At 27.9% G+C, this 2,863-nt stretch carries 2 protein-coding genes; one reads left to right on the forward strand and one right to left on the reverse strand.

Translation table 11 applies throughout. The annotated features are described in order from the left end of the window. The coding region (locus ABY298_RS15870) for a GAF domain-containing protein (RefSeq protein ID WP_372747020.1) at positions 1-1,931 on the reverse strand (1,931 nt) is incomplete at its 3' end. 168 nt (positions 1,932-2,099) lie between these two features. Between ABY298_RS15870 and ABY298_RS15875 the strand changes: the two genes are divergently transcribed. Further along, positions 2,100-2,863 (forward strand): 1,4-dihydroxy-2-naphthoyl-CoA synthase (locus tag ABY298_RS15875; RefSeq protein ID WP_372747021.1); only part of this gene is annotated, 764 nt, incomplete at its 3' end.

A 2,863-nucleotide genomic window follows, 5' to 3' on the forward strand; every position in this document is an offset into this window, starting at 1 on the left:
CACATCATTTGTAATTGCCATAACCTTAAATTGTACAAATAAATTTTATTAAAGGTGTTATTTTTTACTAATGATTGTCCAATGTACATATTGTAATCTATTCCATCTGTTTTATAGCGTTCAAAATAATGAGGAAACATTTTTTGTGCTTCGTCTTGTTTATGATCTATAAAATTTGCCAATTCTTCATTTAAAATAGTAACGCTATCTTCATATTTTTTACGTTTATCATAAACTACTAAAAGTTTAGGATCTATTTGCTCCATATAATTGGCAATATCTTCTTTTAAAGTTGTGTCAACAGTTTTTAAATGGTTAAAAACAGGGTAAATATCTTTGTTTAAAAAGTCGGTTAACATTACTTCATCACCAGAGTTTAAGCCATCTTTAATATTTTTTAAGCAAGTTTCAATTCTAAAAAGTAAATCGTTATAAATTGGTAAATTGTATATTGTATTTGCTTTTTCAATTACCTTGCCAGCTAATTTTAATTGTTTTACCAAATCATCTTGTATAGCATTATTTCTGGCAACTGAAGATCCTTTAATATCAGTTTGACCATATAATGGAATTACATTTTCAAAAACAATATTTTTTAAATTATAAAAATCAGTTGGGTTATTTTCATGTTGAAATAAATATTCTTCTGCTTCTTCGTAAAATTTCCATTTTACAGTTGGATGTAAAGATGTGTAGTTTTCCTGAATTATGGATTCTAACTTGGTTTCATATTCTTCCATAAAACGTCTTGTTGCTATTTTAATAACCGGAATAACGTCTTTTAATTTATAAGCATTAATAGAGTTTAACTCATATTTATTAACCGATACAAGTTCCATAATTCCAAATAAATCTTTTTTTAATTTAAAAGGAACTAAAATAACACTCTGAATATCATGTTTTTCTAAAGATTTGTAAAGTTGGTTGCAATTAGTTAACGCTCCGTATTTTTCAATATCTGAAATGGCAATTAATTCATTTTTTTCAAAAACGTTCTCTATAATATTTTGGCAAAAGAAATTGTTAATTTTACAATCGGATTCATTAGGTATTAAAAAGCTTTTTGATTTTTTTAAATTTGAAAATGAAATACCTTCTTGGCTAATGGAGTACGTAGAAAATCCAAACTGAATAGTTGTAGATCCAAATAATTTAGAAATACTTTGTTCAATTTCTTCAAAGCCTTTTTCATCTTTACGTAATAAATTTTCTTTTAAATTAGATATAGATTGATCTTGAGTAACATCAAACAAATTCATCATTCCAAAACCTGTAAACTGATAACTGTTTGGAGGAAATTTTTCTTTCCAAATATCAATATTATTAAAGTTATCTAATAATAATTTAACATCTTCATCTGTAATTTTTGGAGCCGACTCTAAAGGTGAAACTTTAAAAAAATCACCATTTATTAGAGTTCTATAATGTTTTGTTATTCCAGTTTTTACATTAGGAATATCAAAAAAGAAAGGCCTTCTAAAATCAATATGTACGTTATAATGGTATGATAAAATAAATGTACAGCTTAAAATATACATATTAGTATCATCAAAATTTCTAATTTCAAAGTTGTAATCCTCTCCAGCATCTTCAAGAATTTGCTGAAATCTTCTGGAAAGTTTAAAAGTTGTAAACTCAAAAGGAATGGTTGCGGCTTTTATTTCATTATCTTGTAACAAATCAGGGAAAAGAATAGACAGTAATTTACTAATTTCTTGTTTGTATTTTTCCAATAAAGTTAGATCTTCAAAACCATGCCTAATTTCAGGATATTGTTGGTATTCTTCTAATAAATTAATGGCAGTTAAGTGTAAATAATGATCTTTATCTAATGCAATAGATTCCAAATAATCAAATATAGCCTCAAAACTAAATTTTAATTTTAGAGGTAATTCAGAATTTGTATTATAACTAGCGTGTAAAATTTTCATTCAATAAGGGCATATTTTATTTAACTGATTTGTCGTAATTTCTTTTGCAAAATTACTAATTAAATTAATAGTAATATTTTTTGTAAACCAAAGGGCAATAATTAAGTTTTAAGAGATTGTTTTTTTTCCTAATTAAATCTATTATTTTTACGGTCTAATTTAAATAAAATGGATCAAATAAACTGGAAAACTGTTAAGGAATTTGAAGATATAACATACAAAAAATGTAATGGTGTTGCTAGGATTGCTTTTAACAGGCCAAATGTTAGAAATGCATTTAGACCAAAAACAACTAGTGAATTGCTAGAAGCTTTTCATGATGCACAAGAAGATTTAAATATTGGCGTGGTGTTATTAAGCGCTGAAGGACCTAGTACTAAAGATGGAGTTTATAGTTTTTGTAGTGGAGGAGATCAACGTGCCCGCGGACACCAAGGTTATGTAGGTGAAGATAATTATCACAGATTAAATATATTAGATGTGCAACGGTTAATTCGTTTTATGCCTAAAGCAGTTATTGCTGTAGTTCCTGGCTGGGCAGTTGGTGGCGGACATAGTTTACATGTAGTATGCGATTTAACTTTGGCAAGTAAAGAACATGCCATTTTTAAACAAACCGATGCTGATGTTACAAGTTTTGATGGTGGCTATGGTTCTGCTTATTTAGCTAAAATGGTAGGACAAAAAAAAGCACGTGAAATATTTTTCTTAGGAAGAAATTATTCTGCTCAAGAAGCTTTTGAAATGGGAATGGTAAATGCAGTTATTCCGCATGATGAATTGGAAAATACAGCCTATGAATGGGCGCAAGAAATTTTAGCAAAATCACCAACTTCTATAAAAATGTTAAAGTTTGCTATGAATTTAACTGATGATGGAATGGTTGGGCAACAAGTTTTTGCAGGCGAAGCAACACGTTTAGCGTATATGAC

It is taken from the genome of Lutibacter sp., from assembly GCF_041596795.1.
Lineage (GTDB): Bacteria > Bacteroidota > Bacteroidia > Flavobacteriales > Flavobacteriaceae > Lutibacter.